General features: G+C 55.6%; 18 protein-coding genes. 2 read left to right on the forward strand and 16 right to left on the reverse strand.

Features of this window, described 5'->3' with window-relative positions; all coding sequences use genetic code 11:
- The 11 genes from ED236_RS06395 to flhD form a co-directional block, all read right to left on the reverse strand.
- The coding region (locus tag ED236_RS06395; protein ID WP_275669218.1) for a methyl-accepting chemotaxis protein at positions 1-2,065 on the reverse strand (2,065 nt) is incomplete at its 3' end.
- Between the two features lie 41 nt (positions 2,066-2,106).
- Positions 2,107-2,238 (reverse strand): hypothetical protein, encoded by a 132-nt coding sequence (locus tag ED236_RS12730; RefSeq protein ID WP_275669220.1) that lies wholly within the window; start codon positions 2,236-2,238, stop codon positions 2,107-2,109.
- Between the two features lie 7 nt (positions 2,239-2,245).
- Positions 2,246-2,746, reverse strand: coding sequence for a chemotaxis protein CheW (locus ED236_RS06400; RefSeq protein ID WP_123237153.1), 501 nt, complete (start codon positions 2,744-2,746; stop codon positions 2,246-2,248).
- Positions 2,743-5,028 (reverse strand): chemotaxis protein CheA, encoded by a 2,286-nt coding sequence (gene cheA / locus ED236_RS06405; protein WP_123237154.1) that lies wholly within the window; start codon positions 5,026-5,028, stop codon positions 2,743-2,745. The genes ED236_RS06400 and cheA overlap by 4 nt, the downstream gene beginning before the upstream one ends.
- A gap of 37 nt (positions 5,029-5,065) precedes the next feature.
- Positions 5,066-5,431, reverse strand: coding sequence for a response regulator (locus ED236_RS06410; protein WP_123237155.1), 366 nt, complete (start codon positions 5,429-5,431; stop codon positions 5,066-5,068).
- A 53-nt stretch (positions 5,432-5,484) separates the two neighbouring features.
- Positions 5,485-6,027, reverse strand: coding sequence for a chemotaxis protein (locus ED236_RS06415; protein WP_123237156.1), 543 nt, complete (start codon positions 6,025-6,027; stop codon positions 5,485-5,487).
- A gap of 66 nt (positions 6,028-6,093) precedes the next feature.
- Positions 6,094-7,029: a flagellar motor protein MotB gene (gene motB / locus ED236_RS06420; RefSeq protein ID WP_123237157.1), complete on the reverse strand. Its 936-nt coding sequence runs from the start codon at positions 7,027-7,029 to the stop codon at positions 6,094-6,096.
- Positions 7,030-7,031: 2 nt separating this feature from the next.
- Positions 7,032-7,895, reverse strand: a complete 864-nt coding sequence (gene motA / locus ED236_RS06425) for a flagellar motor stator protein MotA (protein ID WP_123237158.1) — start codon at positions 7,893-7,895, stop codon at positions 7,032-7,034.
- A 160-nt stretch (positions 7,896-8,055) separates the two neighbouring features.
- Complete coding sequence (locus ED236_RS06430) at positions 8,056-8,850, reverse strand: class I SAM-dependent methyltransferase (protein WP_205125648.1); 795 nt, start codon at positions 8,848-8,850, stop codon at positions 8,056-8,058.
- On the reverse strand, positions 8,816-9,394 hold the full coding sequence (gene flhC, locus ED236_RS06435) for a flagellar transcriptional regulator FlhC (protein ID WP_123237160.1): 579 nt from the start codon (positions 9,392-9,394) through the stop codon (positions 8,816-8,818). The genes ED236_RS06430 and flhC overlap by 35 nt, the downstream gene beginning before the upstream one ends.
- A gap of 65 nt (positions 9,395-9,459) precedes the next feature.
- Entirely contained in the window at positions 9,460-9,777 is a 318-nt protein-coding gene (gene flhD / locus ED236_RS06440) for a flagellar transcriptional regulator FlhD (RefSeq protein WP_123237161.1), read from the reverse strand.
- Between the two features lie 402 nt (positions 9,778-10,179).
- Here flhD and ED236_RS06445 point away from each other — a divergent pair, with 402 nt between their 5' ends.
- Together ED236_RS06445 and ED236_RS06450 are read left to right on the forward strand one after the other, a co-directional pair.
- Positions 10,180-11,640 carry a sensor histidine kinase gene (locus ED236_RS06445; protein WP_162299586.1) on the forward strand — a complete coding sequence of 487 codons (1,461 nt, stop codon included), beginning with the start codon at positions 10,180-10,182 and terminating at the stop codon, positions 11,638-11,640.
- Positions 11,641-11,844: 204 nt separating this feature from the next.
- On the forward strand, positions 11,845-12,486 hold the full coding sequence (locus ED236_RS06450) for a response regulator (RefSeq protein WP_123237163.1): 642 nt from the start codon (positions 11,845-11,847) through the stop codon (positions 12,484-12,486).
- A gap of 432 nt (positions 12,487-12,918) precedes the next feature.
- On the opposite strand, the gene ED236_RS12785 is transcribed toward ED236_RS06450, so the two are convergent.
- From ED236_RS12785 to ED236_RS06475, 5 genes are all read right to left on the reverse strand, one after another.
- Positions 12,919-13,083 (reverse strand): putative holin, encoded by a 165-nt coding sequence (locus ED236_RS12785; RefSeq protein ID WP_205125659.1) that lies wholly within the window; start codon positions 13,081-13,083, stop codon positions 12,919-12,921.
- A gap of 96 nt (positions 13,084-13,179) precedes the next feature.
- Positions 13,180-14,046, reverse strand: coding sequence for a DNA adenine methylase (locus ED236_RS06460; protein WP_123237164.1), 867 nt, complete (start codon positions 14,044-14,046; stop codon positions 13,180-13,182).
- A gap of 41 nt (positions 14,047-14,087) precedes the next feature.
- The gene (locus tag ED236_RS12380) at positions 14,088-15,524 is read right to left on the reverse strand and encodes a hypothetical protein (RefSeq protein ID WP_148042259.1); all 1,437 of its coding nucleotides are present in this window, start codon (positions 15,522-15,524) and stop codon (positions 14,088-14,090) included.
- 33 nt (positions 15,525-15,557) lie between these two features.
- Positions 15,558-15,926: a VpaChn25_0724 family phage protein gene (locus ED236_RS06470; protein ID WP_205125650.1), complete on the reverse strand. Its 369-nt coding sequence runs from the start codon at positions 15,924-15,926 to the stop codon at positions 15,558-15,560.
- Positions 15,927-16,165: 239 nt separating this feature from the next.
- Positions 16,166-16,708, reverse strand: a complete 543-nt coding sequence (locus ED236_RS06475; protein ID WP_123237166.1) for an NYN domain-containing protein — start codon at positions 16,706-16,708, stop codon at positions 16,166-16,168.
- Positions 16,709-17,106: the final 398 nt, after the last annotated feature.

Here is a 17,106-nt window from a genome sequence, read left to right on the forward strand (position 1 = left end):
GCTCACCCGCACGCGCCGCTTCCACCGCCGCATTCAACGCCAGGATGTTGGTCTGGAACGCAATCCCGTCGATCACGCTGATGATGTCTTCGATCTTGCGCGAGCTGTCCGAGATGCCGCTCATGGTAAGCACCACTTCGCTCACCACCTGGCCACCACGTACCGCCACACCCGACGCCGCCGATGCCAGCTGATTGGCCTGCTTCGCGTTCTCCGCATTCTGCTTCACCGTCGAAGCCAGTTCTTCCATGCTGGAGGCCGTCTCTTCCAGGCTGGAGGCCTGCTCTTCCGTCCGCTGCGACAGGTCGTTGTTCCCCGCCGCGATCTCGTTCGCCGCCGTGTTGATGGTGTCGCCCGCTTCCTTGATCTGAGTGATGATGTCGGCGGTACTGGAGATCAGTGCATTGATGCCACTGCACAAATCAGCGATGTCGCCCGTCTTGTCACTGGTCTCGATATGTTGTGTAAGGTCACCCGCTTTGGCTGCGGCGACCACTGCCTGCGTCTCTTCCACGGCTTTGACCAGTGCACGCTGTGCCTGCACTGCGGCGGTGATGTCAGAAGCGAACTTGACGACCTTGACCACCTTGCCTGTGACGTCCTTGATGGGGTTGTAGGAAGCTTGCAGCCAGACCTCGCGCCCACCTTTGGCAAAGCGCTGATACTGACCTGCGTAGAATTCACCATGCCCCAGTCGTTCCCAGAAAGCACGGTATTCAGCACTATTACGGTAAACCGGATCAACGAATGTGCTGTGATGCTGGCCGATCGCTTCGGCCTCGCTGTAGTCCATCAACCGCAGGAAGTGCTCATTGACACGCGTCACCTTGCCATCTGGTGTGAACTCGATCACCGGCTGGTTGGCGTTGATGGCGGCCAACTGGCTGCTGTAATCCTGGTTGAGCGCCTCCTGTGCACGGATGGTGGTGACATCGGCCCATTCCAGGATGTTGCCTTCATAGTTGCCCTGCGCATCGAAGCTGGCCCCCACATTCAGTGCGAACTTGAGGTCACCCACCTTGATGTCGGTGCGATAAGGCAGATTCTTCGGATCTGCCAGCAGATTGCGCTGGTGTGACGGGTTCTTGTGGAACATGTCGATGCAACTGCCGATGATCTTGGCCGGGTCGAAGGTAGGCCAGATCTTGCGGAAGTTATCGGCATTCTTTTGCAACATGGATTTGGTGGTATCGTTGACGTAGGTCACCACAAAATCGCGGTCCACCATCATGATGGCCGTGCTGGTATTGCGAATGGCCGCTTCCAGCCGTAGCGAAACGCGGCGTGACTGCATCTCGTCTGTGGCACATACGGCATACTTGACCACCTTGACCACCTTGCCGGTCTTGTCTTTGATCGGGTTGTAGGAGGCTTGCAGCCAGATCTCGCGCTTGTCCTTGGTGTAGCGCTGATAGTAGCCGGTGTCATGTTCACCACGCGCCAGCTTGTCCCAGAAGGCACGGTATTCGTTGCTGACCCTGTGTTCAGGGGAGACGAACAGACTATGGTGCTGCCCCAGGATTTCATTCAACTGATAGCCGGAGGCCTTGAGGAAATTGTCATTGGCATGAATGATCCTGCCATCGGGCGTGAAGTGGATCACTGACTGAGTGTTGCTGATCGCAGCGATCTGACCGGCATAGTCGATGTTCTCCAAGGCCTGCGAGCGCTCAGCCGTCACATCACGCCATTCCAGCACGTTGCCGATGTAGTTGCGCTTGGCATCGTAGCTGGCGGTGATGTGCAGGGTAATGGTGAGCTTGCCCACCTTGATGTCAGTCTTGTAAGGCAGATTGGCAGGGTTGGCCAACAACTGGCGCTGATGTGCGGGGTTCTTGTGGAACACATCAATGCAGGTGCCGATGATGCGGCCTGGATCAAAACTCGGAAACGCCGAGCGGAATTCTTCAACCGCGTCGTTGAACAGTCGCTTGGACGATTCATTGACATAGGTGACCATAAAATCACGGTCCACCATCATGATGGCAACCGAGCTTTGATCCAGTGCACCTTTAACGGCCGTCTGGGTATTTTTCGCCTTGCGGCTGAAGAGTTGTTTAAACATGTCGCATGCTCCTGAGAAACGAGTTCTGTCAATGATCTGGATTAAAGCGGATAGGCCGCCAGCCATGAAGCCCACAGCACCAGCGCCTGGCCGATGGCATGCAGCGTGTCGTGTAATGTCTTCATGGTGGTGCTCCTTGTGATGTCGCGGTTGTAATAGCGCTCGTGGTGCAATACCGGCTTAATGCACCGTCACGCTGTCGAGCAGTTCCATCTCCTGGCTGCCCATCAGTCGTTCGATGTCCACCAGAATCAGCATGCGTTCTTCCACCGTGGCCAGCCCCAGGATGTACTGGGTGTCGATACTGCTGACCAGTTCTGGCACATTGCGGATGTGTTCTTGTTGCAAAGCCATCACGTCGGAGACACCATCCACCACGATGCCGACCACGCGGCCGCCCAGGTTGAGGATGATGACCACGGTGAATTCGTCGTACTCGATCTTGCCGAGATTGAATTTGATGCGCAGGTCCACGATGGGCACGATGCGGCCACGCAGATTGACCACCCCCTTGATGAAGGCTGGCGTGTTGGCGATCTTGGTCACCGTGTCATAACCACGAATCTCCTGCACCTTGAGGATCTCGATCCCGTAGGATTCTTCCCCAAGTACAAAGGTCAGGTATTCGCCCGCGACACTGGGCGTGGTGCTGGCAGCCGTTGCCATGCTGGTGGCGGTCATTGCGTGTACTCCTTGGTCTGTGGTGGCCTGCTGGCATAGGCTGCAGCACCGGTGATGTAGTTATGGCTTTGCCCCATCTGGATGATGGCGGGCACGTCCAGGATCAGCGCCACCGAGCCATCGCCCATGATGGTGGCGCCGGAGATGCCGCGTACACGGCGGTAGTTGGTTTCCAGGCTCTTGATGACCACCTGCTGCTGGCCGACCAGACCGTCCACGAACAAGGCCGATTTGCGGCCTTCGGCCTCGATCAGCACCAGCACGCCCTGGGTCGGGTCGGTGATGTCCGTGTCATGGTTGAACAGGCTGTGCAGCGCGATGATGGGCAGGTATTCGCCGCGCACATGCACCATGCGGCCTTCACCGGTCACGGTCTTGATGTCCTGCGCGCGCGGTTGCAGGGTCTCCACGATGAGGTTGAGCGGGATCACATAGATATTGCTGCCCAGCGACACCGACATGCCATCCAGGATGGCCAGTGTCAGCGGCAGCGCGATAGAGATGGTGGTGCCCAGGCCAGGCACGGAGCGGATCTCCACCGTGCCGTTCATGGCGGTGATATTGCGCTTGACCACGTCCATGCCCACGCCACGGCCGGACACATCGGTGACCGCTTCTGCGGTGGAGAACCCAGGCGCGAAAATCAGCTGATACACCTCGGCATCGCTCATGTTCTCGCTGACCGGCAGGCCGTTCTGCTGCGCTTTGGCGAGCAGGCGTTCCCGATTGAGGCCGGCACCATCGTCAGTGACTTCGATGACGATGCTACCGCCCTTGTGCGCCGCCGACAGGGTCAGTTGTCCGGTCTCGCTCTTGCCGCGTGCACGGCGCTGTTCAGGCAGCTCGATACCATGATCCACGCTGTTACGCACCAGATGCGTGAGCGGGTCCACGATGCGTTCGATCAGGCCTTTATCCAGTTCGGTGCTAGCCCCCTGGGTGACCAGTTCCACCTTCTTGCCCAGCTTGCCCGCCAGATCGCGCACCATGCGCGGAAAGCGCGAGAACACGAAATCCATGGGCATCATGCGGATGGACATCACCGCTTCCTGCAAGTCACGCGTGTTGCGCATGAGCTGGCCGGCACTGTTGATCAGACGCTCATGCTGCACTGGATCCAGCGCCGCGATGCGCTGCTCTATCATGGCTTGCGTGATCACCAGTTCGCCCACCAGGTTGATGAGCTGATCCACCTTCTCTACCCCCACGCGGATGGAGGTGGTCTCGGCGGTGGATGCCGCCTTTTCGTTGTCCTTTTTGACCGGTTTGTCGCTGAGCTTGTCTGTACTTTTTTGAGTGCTGATTTCAGTGTTTTTTTCTGGCTGCCGGGTTGTGCGTTGCGCAGCCTCCACTGCCGCTGGCAAGGGGGTCTCGTCACCTATCATGGTGGTGACCACCGCGTCGGGATGCGGGGTGAACGGCGCAAAGAAGCCATAGCCCTCTTCCACCTTGTCCTGCTCCAGCGTCTCGAACAGGCCATATCCCACTTCCTCCTGCACCTCCACACCTGATTTGCTCTTGGTATCGGCCCTGGCTTCCAGGCCGACTTCGATATCATGCTGTGCTGCTGCAGCGACTGCCTCAAGCGCCGGCATGTCCTCGCGGCTGACCCGCATCTGGTCCACATCGATCACGAAAGAGCAGATGGACAGGATGTCATCGGCGCTGGAATCGGTATCCAGCAGCCACTGGCTGCGGCCATCGGCCAGCACATGCTGACTCACGCTGCCCAGCAGGCCCAGTTCGTCACGCAGGTTGCGGTCATCACGCTCATTGAGCACAGGCAGATCAAGACAGAAGCGCGTCAAACCCGGAGCGGCAGGGGGCATGGCGCTGACCACTGCGGCAGGCGCTGCAACAGGCGCCGTCAGGGTGGGCACTGGCGCGATCGCCACGCCTTCCGACAGCCCCTTCAGCATCATGGTCACGTCGGCCACCTGCTCGGGGTCCACGGCAGTGGCCAGCCTGTGGCCATCCAGCTGCATCTTGAGCACGTCCTTGGCGGCCAGGAAAGCATCCACATGTTCGGCAGTGAGTGCCATCTCCTGCTTGCGGATCTTGTCCAGCAGGTTCTCCAGCACGTGGGTGATCTCGGCCATGTCCATCATGCCGAAAGTGGCTGCGCCACCCTTGATGGAATGGGCTGCGCGGAAGATGGCATTGAGGTCTTCCATGTCCGGGCTTTGGATATCCAGGCCCAGCAACAGATGCTCGGCCTCGGCCAGCAACTCGTCCGATTCGTCGAAGAACACTTCGTAGAACTGGCTCATGTCGATGCTCATGACCGGCCTCCTGTATCGATTGGAGTGGCAGGCATCATCAGCCGATCACTTTCTGTACCACTTCGATCAAGCGCTTGGGATCGAACGGTTTGACCAGCCAGCCGTTGGCACCGGCGGCTTTGCCCTTGGCTTTCATCTCGTCGCTGGATTCGGTGGTCAGCATCAGGATAGGCACTTTCTGATAAGAGCCCAGGCCGCGCAGCTGACGGATCAGTGTGAGGCCGTCCATGATGGGCATGTTCTGGTCGGTGAGCACCAGGTCCACGGTCTTCTCCTTGGCCTTGCTCAAGCCATCCTGGCCGTCCACGGCCTCCACCACCTGATAACCCGCCGCCTTGAGGCTGAACGCCACCATGGCGCGTAATGAGCCTGAGTCGTCAACGGTTAAAATCGTTTTTGCCATTGTTGTTTCATCCTGAAGATATGCATCGTTATCGGTTGATCTGGTGTGGCGCTTTAGAACAGCTCCACATCGCCACTGGCCATGTGTTGTTGTTTCACGGACTGTCGCAGGCCACCATTGAGTGCCTGACTCTTGTCGCGCACACGCTCGTGCATGTTGTGCAACAGCAGGCTCAGCGCTTCGTGTTCGTCCGCATGCGGCATCGCCGTCTGGCCGTTCTCCAGCGGCGCGAGCAGGTCGCGCAGACCGTCGATGCGTTTCAGCATGCGGCCTATGAGCTGGCTGGTCATGTCCTGGAACTGCATGGCGGTGATCGCGGCACCCACTTGTGCGCCTATCTCCTCGCGCAACTGCCGTAGCGGTTGTGCGGCTTCGGCCTGCACACCTTGTGCGGCCAGCAGTTCATCCAGCGCCAACTGCTGTGCCGCCACAGCGGCATGGATGGCGTTGAAGCTGGCCGACAGCGTTTCGATGGCCTCGCCCAGCAATAGCGCGGTCTGCTGCAGGTCTGCTTCCACTTCACTGAGGTGCTGGTTGCCGTGGCCGGAGACACCGGTCAGCAACTGTTTCAAGGCTTGTACGGGGATGATGTTCATGGAGTTAAGAATATCCGCACCGGGCTTAGGGCAATCGGAGGATAAGAAGGCGAAACACCGGCTGTTTCATGGTGCTGGCACGGCCATGCCATCCGCAAAGGCATCACCGAAGGCTTCGGCAGAAGGCAGCTGCATGGCGGAAGCATCTTCGATGGCGTTCAGCTCGGCCTTTTTGTTCATGATGATGATGCTGATACGGCGGTTGACCGGGTTGAGCGGGTTGGTCTTGTCGAACAGCACCGCGGACGACAGCCCCACCACGCGCAGCAGCTTGGTCTCGTCCATGCCGCCCTTGACCAGCACGCGACGCGAGGCATTGGCGCGGTCTGCGGACAGCTCCCAGTTGCTGTAGCCCTTCTCGCCATTGGCATAAGCCACCGCGTCGGTATGGCCGGACAGGCTGATCTTGTTGGGCAGACCATTCAGCATCTGGCCGATCTCGGTGAGGATCTCGCGTGCATAGGGCTGCAGCTCGGCCTTGGCAGAAGCGAACATGGGGCGGTTCTGCTCATCCACGATCTGGATACGCAAACCTTCGCTGGTGATGTCGATCAACAGCTGGTTCTTGAACTGGCGCAGTGTGGGGCTGGCGTCGATGGCCTGCTCGATCTTGCGCTTGAGCTGCTGCAGGCGCTCGTTCTCCAGCCGTTCCAGCTCGGCTTGCGCGGCTTTCATGTCGGTCTTTTTGATCTTGACGTCGGAATCGGTCTTGCGTACCTGACCGTCTTTCTTGGTGACATCCTTGCCGCCACCCTTGATGACGATGGCACTGGTGCCGGAGGATTGACCACCCGCCATGGCCGTTTGCAGCGGGGTCTTGAAGTATTCGGCGATGCCTTCCAGATCACCGCGCGTGGTGGAGCCCAACAGCCACATCAGCAGGAAAAAGGCCATCATCGCGGTGACAAAGTCGGCATAGGCGATCTTCCAGGCGCCGCCATGATGGCCAGCGGCAGTGCGCTTGATGCGCTTGACGATGATGGGACGTGCGTCTTCCGCCATGATCAGCTCTTGTTCTTGGCTTGCTTGACGTAGTCTTCCAGCTCAAGGAAGCCGGGGCGCTCGGTGGAATACAGCACCTTGCGGCCGAATTCGACCGCGATGGCCGGCGCATAGCCGTTCAGACTGGCGATCAGGCTGACCTTGATGCACTGCAGCATCTTGCTGGATTCTTCGGTCTTCTGTTCCAGCAGCGTCGCCAGCGGGCCCACAAAACCATACGCCAGCAGGATGCCGAGGAAGGTGCCCACCAGCGCATGCGCGATCATCATGCCCAGTTCGGCCGGTGGGGCACCCACCGATTCCATGGTGTGTACCACGCCCATCACCGCCGCCACGATGCCGAAGGCCGGCAAGCCGTCGCCGATACGGGCGATACAATGCGAAGGCACCAGGCTTTCGTGATGGTGCGTGTCGATCTCGTTATCCATCAGGTTCTCGATCTGGAACGCATCCATATTGCCGGTGACCATCAGACGCAGGTAATCACACAGGAAATCGACCAGATGATGGTCGGCCAGCAGGCGTGGGTATTTCTGGAACAAGGGGCTCTGTTCCGGCGCTTCCACATCGGCTTCGATGGACATCAGGCCGTCTTTACGCACCTTGGCCAGCACTTCGAAGATCAGTGCCAGCAGATCAAGATAAAGTGCCTTGCTGAATTTGGAACCTTTGAGTATCTGGGGCAGCGCTTTCATGGTGGCCTTGATGGACTTGGTGTCGTTACCGACCAGGAACGCACCCAGCGCTCCGCCGCCTATCATCAACAGTTCCAAGGGTTGGAACAATGCCGCCAGATGGCCCCCGGCGAGCGCAAAGCCGCCGAACACCGAACCAATGACCACCAGATAGCCTAGAAATACAAACAATTGACGCCCCCGTTACCCAGTCACTTCTTGATTGCTCACAGCCTAACAAGGCGTGGCTGAGGACTATCCCTGAATGAAACAGGGATTTACCCCTCAGTAACTTGCTTACGGCTTAAACGGGGAAAACTTGAACCGGCGGGGGCCGTTATCAGGCGATGGATCAGAACCGCCAGATATACAGTGCCGGTTTATCCGGCAGCGGGCGCACGGCACAGCTAGGTGCGGGCGCACCGGGGATGTCGAACTCATAACTCACCAGCTGGCTGCCGGCACGCATCTCGCGGCTGGCTTTTTGCCACAAGGCCGGCATGACCGCGGGCGACAGGTAAGCGAACACCAGGTCATAGCGGGCAAAATCCAGCGCCTGATAATCGCCACGCGTGAACGCCGCGGCTGAACGACGCCAGCGGGCGCGCAGCCAGCTCAGCAGCCAGGGCAAAGGCGCGATCTCGATACCGGTGACCCGCGCGCATGGACGCTGCGCCGCCACGTGCATGGCAAGATCACCCAGACCACTGCCGATGTCGATCATGTGCACCTCGCCCTCGGCAGGCAGTAACTGCGTGACCTGACGCCACACCGGCAAACGTGAAGGATAGAACGGCACCTGGGTGCGGTAGGTGGACCAATAGAGCGTGAGGAACAACAGGAACAGCACGAGGTAAAAAGCCGGCGGCAGCCCCAGCTGCTGCACCGTATAGACCCCCAGCGGGAACAGCAGCAGCATGCCACGCCACCACCAGGCCAGCCGCAGCAGACAGGCCAGTGTCAGGGCGATGGCGCCCTGGGCGGCAAGGAACAGTACGGGATGCTGGTCGGGCACGCCGAACAGCAGCAGCATCGCGGCCAGCGCGGCCAGACTGATCAACAGGGCACTGACGGCAGGGCGCAAGCTGCGCCGCTCACGCTGCATGACAGGCTCAGGCCGCGATGTGCCCGGCAGCCTCAACGCCATGCATGTCGGCATTGTGCTGCTCGCGTGCCAGTTTGGTCTTGCCGGCGCGCGACGGGATATGACAGATGCCGCAGACAAAGTCGCTGTTCAGGTCGTAGCTGTCCACCACGAACTGGCCGCTGCAGCAACGGCAAGGGGTGAGTTTCAACATGTGGCTGTCAACAAAACGTACCAGGGTCCAGGCACGCGTGAATGACAACACCGGCTCATGACCTTCGTCCAGTGCGACCTGCTGCTGATACAGCTCATAGGCCTTCATGACCGCCTGGATACCGCTGATACCGGCATGCTTGAGCATGAAATTGTAGATATTGAGGAAGATGGACGCGTGGATGTTCGGCTGCCAGGTCAGGAACCAGTCGGTAGAGAACGGCAGCATGCCCTTGGGTGGCGAGACGCCCTTCAACTCCTTGTACAGTTTGATCAGCTTCTCGCGCGACAAGGTGGTTTGCGATTCCAGCAACTGCAGGCGTGCGCCCAGTTTGATCAGCTGGATGGCGAGTGTGATCTGCTCTGATTCACCGACGATGGTCTTGGTCTTCATGATATCCCCCCGGATAGATACGACTTGAATGCCTGGTGCTAATGCTTGGTGCTAATGCCTGCTGCTCAGGCGAATTCTTCTACGCGCTGATTGGCCATCAGGATCGCGGCCTGCGAGTTGCTCAGTGCGCGGTCTTTCTTGTGGTCAGTCAACATGCCCAGGATCAGCCCGTCTTCGAAACGGAAGCGCGCCAGCATCATGTTGGAACTGGCCAGCTTGAGCAGCTGTGCGGTGCTCAACTGCTCGATCAGGGTAGCGATCTCGGCACTGATGCCCAGGCGGAAGATGGCGGCCGGGCGGTCTGCGCGTACCAGTTGCTGGGCCAGCATCAAATAACTGAGGTTGGCATCACGGATCTCATTGAGGATTTCGTCTTCACGCATGTTATTGCTCCCTGTTCGTCTGTTATCGATCAAATTTGGCGCTGTTGCATGAGACGTACTGTGCGCTTATGACCAAGAAAGCAATATCGGACGACACCGGTATTTTGTGACGGAAGAATGGCGGACGACCTTGTAGGTGTTTGTCCTACAAGCGCGCAAATGGTTGGCACAGCAAGGGGTTGAGATGCCGCAAGGTGAGCACAGAGCGACTCGCTCAATCAGCCCGGCATTTGCTATATTGTGACGCATGCGTCTGGGGTAGCCCTCAGGCTATATCGGCCAGTGCTTTTGTTTCTTTAGGCCGATTATCAAAATAGATTTCAAAACAATCGACATGACCATCAGCGCCCTCGTTAAGCTGACGCGATCCAGTTATGACGCAAGTATGGGATGGTAGAACACATGCAAACCATGGCAAGCCCAATGGCACCACCGGACGAGCTGGAGTTCTGGCTGAGTACGCTGTTCAACGTCAGCGGCAAGGAGATCTACATCATCGACGCGCATAGCCTGCGCTTCGTGCAGGCAAGCGCCAGTGCGCTGAAGCGCTTGCGCCTCAGTCTGCCGCTGCTGCGCGAGATGAGTCCGCAGGATGTGTTCAGCCGCGTGGACGACAACACCCTGCGCACCGTGATGCAGGCACATGCCGACCAGCATCAGGCTTGTGTGCTGATCGAGCGCATCAAACGCCCGTTCGACCGCGACAGCACCGAGCTGCGCTTGTACTACGCCAAGCAGGGCAAGCATGAGGCCCTGCTGGCGCTGGGTCACGACCAGGCCACCGTGCATGCCATGCACGACAGCGAGGAGCGCTTCCAGGCGATCGTGGCCAATATCCCCGGGCTGGTGTTCCAGTGCCGTGTGGGCAGTGACAACCGCATCCAGTTCGATTACCTGAGCCAGGGCTGCAAGGCGCTGCTGGGCTTATCCCCGGACGAGTTGTACCTGGTGCCGGAGCGCTTCGTGAGCCTGATTCTGGTGGATGACCAGATGGATTTCATCACCAGCATGCGCCATGCCGCCAGCGAGCAGCTGAGCTGGAACTGGGAAGGCCGTATCTGGATCGAGGCCTGGCAGGATATCAAGGTGATCAACCTGCGTGCCAGCTTCCGCCGTGGCAATGCCGAAGAAGTACAGTTCGCCGGCATCATGAACAACATCACCGAAAGCAAACGCGAAAAGCTGGAGATCGAACAATCCCATGCACGTCTGGCCGAACTGTCGGCCCACCTGGTCAAAGCGCGCGAGGAAGAGCGTATCCATATCGCCCGCGAGATCCATGACGACCTGGGCGGCAACCTGAGCGCCATCAAGATCGGGCTGATGTCGCTGAAGAACAAACTGAGCGGCGAGCAGGCGCCCGTGCTGCAGCAGCTGGAACGGTTGTCCATGGTGATAGACCAGACCTTCGAATCGGTACACCGTATCGCCAGCGACCTGCGCCCGGATATCCTGGAGCTGGGCATCGTGGCCGCCATCGAGTGGCAGGCGCGCAGCTTTGAGCAGCAGATGGAGACCACCTGCGATTTCAGCTGCAATCAGGAACACATCAAGGTCAGCCCGGAACAGGCCATCACCTTGTTCCGCATCTGCCAGGAAGCGCTGTCCAACATCGCCAAATATGCACAGGCCAGCCAGGTGGATATCCTGCTGCAGCTGCGCGGCGACGAGGTGGTGCTCATCATCAACGACGACGGCATCGGCATTTCGCCGGAAGACCAGCTCAAACAGAACAGCTTTGGTCTGCGCGGCATGATGGAACGCGCCGCCGCCGTGAACGGCAGTTGTGCGATCGGGCCCGGTGTGCAAAAAGGCACACGCGTGCGCGTCACCTTGCCCCTGTCCGCACAGGATGAAAGCTAAACACTTGCATGCGAGGGAATGACGTGACAGCATAGGCCATGTTGATATGGCAAGACGGATCGCTACTCAAGATGGCGACCGCAACCAAAGCAAGCTTAAACAAGCAATACTGTAAAAAAGACCAAGGCAGCGGCCACAGGACATTTTGTCACTGCGCGACCGGGATCGCCAACCAGCACTGACGCGTGGGGAGCGTAACAGAGCATGACAGAGAAAATCCGGGTATTCATCGTGGACGACCATGCCATTTTGCGCACCGGTCTCAAGCAGATACTCAATGAGTCAGATGATGTCTGCGTGATCGGCGAAGCCGATTGCGGCAGCAAAGCGCTACACAGCCTGAGCCAGCTACCCAGCGATGTGGTGCTGCTCGATATCTCCCTGCCTGATCGCAATGGGCTGGAAGTGCTCAAGCTGATCAAACGCGACCAGCCCAAGACAGCGGTGCTGATGCTCTCCATGCACCGTGAAGACCAGTACGCCATCCGCAGCCTCAAGGCCGGCGCCTCCGGTTACCTCAGCAAACAAAGTGCCGACAGCGAACTACTCAACGCCGTGCGCGTGGTGGCCTGTGGCAAGAAATACGTCAGCCCGGAAGTGGCGCAAGCGCTGGCCAACCAGATCGGCGAACCGGAAGACAAACCCCGTCACGAAACCCTGTCAGACCGTGAATTCGAGACCCTGCGACTGATCGCCTCCGGCCTCACTGTCGGCGACATCGCAGAAAAACTCTGCCTGTCGGTCAAAACCGTCAGCATGTACCGCGCACGCCTGCTGGAAAAGATGCAACTGCGCCACAACGCAGAACTCACCCACTACGCCATCCGCAACAACCTCATCGACTAACACCGCTTGGTCTGCGTGTCGGCATAGCACGTACCACGCAACAGCAGCCACTCACTAGCGGTCAGCGCCATCTCGCCAATCTTGCATTGGGGAACATCACTGTGAGGGCTAGCGCGACTCCAATATGCCGACCAACAAGTAGGACGCAATAGCAAAGTGTATTGCGCCGGATCAGCGAATCAATTGAACAAGCCTAGTGCGGCGCAATCATGGGTAGGCGTCGCTATCGAGAGGCAGAGCGAAATAAAAATGGTGTCAGACATTCATGTCACAAGTTTAAGCTCCGCCTTGCCTAGATTTGCTCACGTGCGATGTGACGCTGCGGATCATGGCGGCGACAAACACCGGCTGGCATGCTGCGCTGACTGATTTATTCGGGATGAACGGTGCGCCGATACTCACGGCCTGCTGCATAAAGTCATGCGGTCAGGCTTAGGGGAATGCACTGCGGTCGATCCAGTAGCCAATGACGGCCGCCATCGTGATCAGTGAAAGTTTGTAGAGTGAGATGGGAGTTGCTGCGGGGCTACCTGGTCGATCAGGTACATCAGCAACAGCGTGACCAACAGCCAGTCGGTCATGTGGGGCGGGCGGAATTTAAGTAGGGTTTTCATGGCGCCAGCATAGGCAGCATGAGAGATGAGTCACATTAACGCAGATTAAAATCGAGGTGAGACAGATTTTTAAAGTCCCTCAAACTGCTTGTTCTAAGTTGCAGTTAGGAGCATCGACAGGTACACGCAGTTTGGTGGAAAACACAACCAACTCATTGGCCTTTCGTTTCACTTGCGCTGAATATAACAAGCTGTTTCTGTAAGTGGGATGACCTTTGTATAGCTCTTCAATGCTTGGGACATCATCGTAAGTTAGCATCCAGCGCTGGCCCAATGAAAGGATTACCGTCGATAACGAAGTGTGGTCTTCTGGCTGGAAGTGGTTCAAATACAAAGCCTGGCCTTGTTCGTAGTATGGTGGATCAATATTGATCAAAGATCTTTCAGGAAGAACACTATCCCAATACGACAGACATTCTGAAGCGTCCAGATTGCTCAGCTTTATGACTGATTTATGAATAGCTATTCGGCGAATTTTCCTGCAGATATCTGCTTTGTTAAATCGACAATCAAGTTTGTAATTACCAGCCTGCGACAGGCCTCCGATTACACCACCTTTGAGAATGCCAGAACGATTAGTTCGATTCAAATAAAGGGTGGCGAACCCAAGTTGTAAAGGGTCGTAGGCGTCAGGGTTAGAAAGGATATTACGTTGAGATTGCCATTCCTTGAGATTGATACCCGTACTGTCTATCAGTTTGCAAAGGTCTTCCGGCTGATTCAAGACGCTATTCCAGAAAGCATATATTGCTGGATCCAGATCGTTGATCCAAAGCTCGGCTGCCCATCCACTGAACAGAAGTTCTAAGCCAAGGCCAGATCCGCCTGCAAAAGGCTCTGCATAGACGCATTTGCGGAGATCATTTTCAATAATGATATCTCTGAGCAAAGGGAAAAGTTGCGTCTTTCCCCCCGGATAACGTAGCGGGCTATGTGTGACGGGCATAATGCAAGCAGGATAATCAATCGGAGCAGACTTGCACAGACCTAGTTACCATGATCCAACATGAAAATTAATGCGGCTCTCCAAGTATCAAATTTAGAAAGCAATTCCCGCTTAGTTGGAATGTGACTACCATGTACTGCGCTCCCGAGCGCAGATAGGCTATGACCTATCATAGGATTTGATGCTGCCTGCCCAAGTACTTGAGTTACGCCTCGATCTGCATTTAAAGTAGTAGCTAAGTCACGGGCGTGCTCAGTTATTTTCTGATCAGTAAGATTCGCGCCTTTAGCAATCTTATTATTGCTAAGCAAAAACCGTATCATTACTCGCTCAACGAAAGCCCTCAGCAGGTAATTCGCTGAGAACTCATGTCCATCTACTGGCAGCCGTCTCATTTCAGTCAGCAACCTAATTAATACCTTATCGTCAGGTGCTTTCACCACAAAACTGGTATCAACTAGATAGACCCTACTGCTTGGGTCCGCTGTGCTGCGCCTTTGACTAGTTTTATTGGAATTAGGCTGTTCATCAGACTTTTCGGTATTGGCATTATCACTTTGGTGGACGCCAGTATTATTTGCATCTGATTGCGAATCTGACGGTTCATGAAAAACGATTTCACTTGGAGGTCCTGGCGGTAAGCGAACTGAAGATGGCCTGACATTTCGAGTTGCGAACTCAACTGCGTATGCCCTCCGGTCTGAGGCATCTGTTCTTGAATTTAAGAGTTCATTCCCACCTTCACTCAATGGTAATGAATCCAAAACAAATATATGCAGCGCGTGATCTACTTCACTATCCTCAAAGTTATAAATTAATTCCGAGTTGTCACCAAGCCCTAAGACATCACGGACTGTTGGCGTGCTTAAGTATCTGCTCAAGGTTGTAATTGGAACCATACTTTTTTGACTGTCCGACAGCAGTCTCAGCTTTGACAGGCGATCTATGATTGCTTGCGCTAGTATATTTTGTGATGCTGCTATAGCCCTCCCAGGGATGGAGTTGCTTCTTGCTAGACTACGCGCTTGCTCCTGAGCGCCCCATGCTCTAGTACCCACCCCATCTAGTTCCCCCAAGTGGCGTCTATCCATCCAAGGAAGGGCCTCTTCCAGATTCTGTAACAGCGATACGGTTATCCGTTCTGGAAGAGGTGATTCAATAAGTAGCTTTGCTTTTGCGATTTGTGATTTTATCTGTTCAGTTGGAGCAAGATTTTCATCTGTCAAAAGCTTAAGTGCGCATATTCGACGATTTCCTTCTACAACTAGGTAATGCCCCTCAATGTCAGCAATCGGAATAACTCCAATCGTCTCAAATGGCGACAAGCCACGAATTGCAACATCTCTGAGTAATTTTCCGACTTTTTCATTCTCGTATAAGTGCTTCACGATAAGTGATTCATCAAGAATTTGATTGTGCCTTGGGTTTTCACTGTCTAGGTGCAAATTCTGAACCGATACTTCAATGTACGTAGCCATTCACATCCCCATTGCTTGTTGAAAACTAAATTTTTATGTTGGCCTTGTGACTGAAACCCCAGGAACAGTGGCCCTACCAGTTGCAACATCTTGTCCGCGCTGAGTCAATCGAGCGACAAACAGACTATCGGTAGCAAGCAATTCAATCAGTGTCATTTCTGCCAGCCATGCAAGCTCTACCCTAGTTTTGTCTGACGATATCAAGTGACCAAGCTGCGCGAGCATTTCATTCAATACAACTTGATTAGCTGTATAGCCTGGCGATTTATCTAGCACTTCGAGTATGCGTAGCCGCCGATCCTCAGCAAAAATCCTTTCAAGAGAAACTGATTCAATCTCGCTCCTGGCAGAAAATGTCTGACTCGCTAGCTTATCCATTGCTGCCTCTTTGGTGTCTCTCATAGGCTATCTTGTCCGCGCCGCGCCAAGCAGTCGCAGCGAATGGTGCTGCGATGCACTCGCGACCCTAAAGCTCTCGCATGATGTCAGCAGGCGGCCAGCCCTGCGAATGTAAAAATGAGGTCAGACTCCATAAAAACTCAATAAAATCAAAAAATGGCTGTGAATATCGTGTCTTATCCCATTCGTTCCATCCAATCGGGTACGCCCTACCGCGCTGGCTCGAATACAGGGTTGGGCACTTATTTATGACTAAGATGAGAAAGGTAATCATCAAGCGAGATAAATTTCGTAGCGGCATCTTTCAGTTCTCTGGCGGCATGCCCCCAGAATACAACGTGAACCGGGATGTTGCGTTTTCTAAGTTTTTCGATGGCAGGGACGTAATCTGCATCTCCAGCGACAAGGGTAACTTCATCCTTTCCAATAGTGAGGATTTCATATGAGTCCTCAATCATTGTTGCCACAATATCGGTATCGATTTTCTTTTCGTGATTTGCAACATTTCGGTCATAGACAACGACAGTAAACCCTTTTCTTTTTGCAATGTCCCAAAGGGAGTCGTTTTTGGGTGGGCGAGAACCAAAAAGGGTTGCTTTCTTTACCTCGGTTTTGTCGCCCCCTGCGAATTCATACAGTTTTCCGAAGTCAAGCTTCCAGCTATAGTCACATATATCGGCCTTTACGGCAGTCCAGACATCTGGAGCCTTCCCAGATTTGAATGCCGCGACATGCAGCCCCTCAATCCAGATGTTTGAGTTATCCACATAAAGCAAATTTGCCATGCAAAACTCTCCTTTTGTCTAGGCCCAACGTAAATTAGACACCAACTAACGTGCCTAGCAATTTAGCAGGTCTGGTGTATAAACTGGATTCACGTTCTGATTTTTTCATTCAATCAATCCTTTATCGTTTTCAAATGCCCCACAAACGCGCATATCAACATAGCAAACACACCAGCACATTCTTAGCCACCTAAATGGCTTGATCCCATGTTTTTGCCTGCGGGGCATCACACTCATCCACCTGCTGAGCACATATACCTCGCTTGAGTTAAACGATACCTCAGATACCCCCCGATGTAACACCCCCGAAAGTTAGGGGCTGGGCATGTATAGCGTTTAAGCCACAAGCCAGTAAAGCACACCGCTTCCGCCCGTACCGCCCCTGGCATCAAGTCTGG

Origin of the sequence: Pseudomethylobacillus aquaticus, assembly GCF_003730115.1 — a bacterium.
GTDB lineage: Bacteria > Pseudomonadota > Gammaproteobacteria > Burkholderiales > Methylophilaceae > Pseudomethylobacillus > Pseudomethylobacillus aquaticus.